The sequence below is a fragment of the Mitsuaria sp. TWR114 genome (genome assembly GCF_007997345.1).
This window is the reverse complement of the sequence record NZ_VOSR01000173.1, coordinates 1-1,173: the sequence shown is the minus strand read 5'-3', so window position 1 is coordinate 1,173 and position 1,173 is coordinate 1. Positions and strand designations below refer to the sequence as shown.

Annotated in this window: 1 protein-coding gene; it reads left to right on the top strand. The window is 71.8% G+C overall.

Annotated features, from left to right (window positions below):
* The coding region (locus FUT87_RS08135) for an acyclic terpene utilization AtuA family protein (protein WP_147240701.1) at nt 1-1,173 on the top strand (1,173 nt) is incomplete at both ends.

Below are 1,173 nucleotides of genomic sequence, written 5' to 3'. Positions count from 1 at the left end.
GTACGCCAAGGACGGCGAGCGCAGCCTGGACGAGGTCCGGGCGCGGGTGGCCCGGGCGCTGGCCGGGGCGGAGTCGCCGGAGCAGCGCGCGCGGCTCGCCGCGGCGCTCAAGGAGGACGGCCCGCCACTGCCCGACGGCGCCATCGCCAGCGCCAATGTCTATCTCGGTGCCGAAGGCATCGCCGAGGCCTTGTGGCGTGGCGCTGATGTCGTGGTCACGGGGCGGGTGGCCGATCCGTCGCTGACCGTGGGGCCGGCGCTCGCGCATTTCGGCTGGGCGCTCGATGACTGGGACCGGCTGGCCGGCGCGACGATGGCCGGTCACCTGCTCGAGTGCGGCGCCCAGGTCTGCGGCGGCTATTACGCCGATCCGGGCTTCAAGGACGTGCCGGACCTCAGCCGCGTCGGATTCCCGATCGCAAGGATCGACGCCGACGGCGCCTGCACGATCTTCAAGGCCGATGGCACGGGTGGTCGCCTCGACACGCACACGGTCAAGGAGCAGTTGCTGTATGAGCTGCACGATCCGGCCGCCTACCTGACGCCGGACGTCGTCGCCGACATCAGCGCCGCAAGCGTGACGCCGGTTGGCCCGGACGCGGTGCGGTTGGATGGCGTGCGGGGTCATCCGCGCCCGGCGACTTTCAAGGCCAATGTCTTCTTCGCCAACGGCTGGTTGGCGGAGGGCGAGATTTCCTATGCGGGACCCGGTGCCGAGGCGCGCGCGCGGCTCGCCGGCGACGTGCTGCGGGCGCGACTGGATGCACGGGACCGGCAGGGCCCGTTGCGGATCGACCTGATCGGTGTGACGAGTGTGCTGGGCGATGACGCCGGCGATGCCTTGCGGCGGCGCGCGGCGGGCGACGCCAGCGATGTGCGCCTGCGTGTCGCCGCGAACCATCCGGACCGTGCCGGAGCCGACCGCCTGACCCGCGAGGTCACCGCGCTCTACACCTGTGGTCCTGCGGGCGGCGGCGGTGTCCGCACGAATCTCCGCCCCCGCCTCGGTCTGCGTTCCTGCCTTTTCCCTAGAGAACACGCCCCCGCCACCGTCACGCTGTCTTCCGATGGCAACGAGGGCGCCGTCACGCAGTCTCCCGATGGCAGCGAGGGCGTGATCACGCTGTCTTCCGATGGCAGCGAGGGAGGGTGGGGCCGGAATGGGGCTTGGGG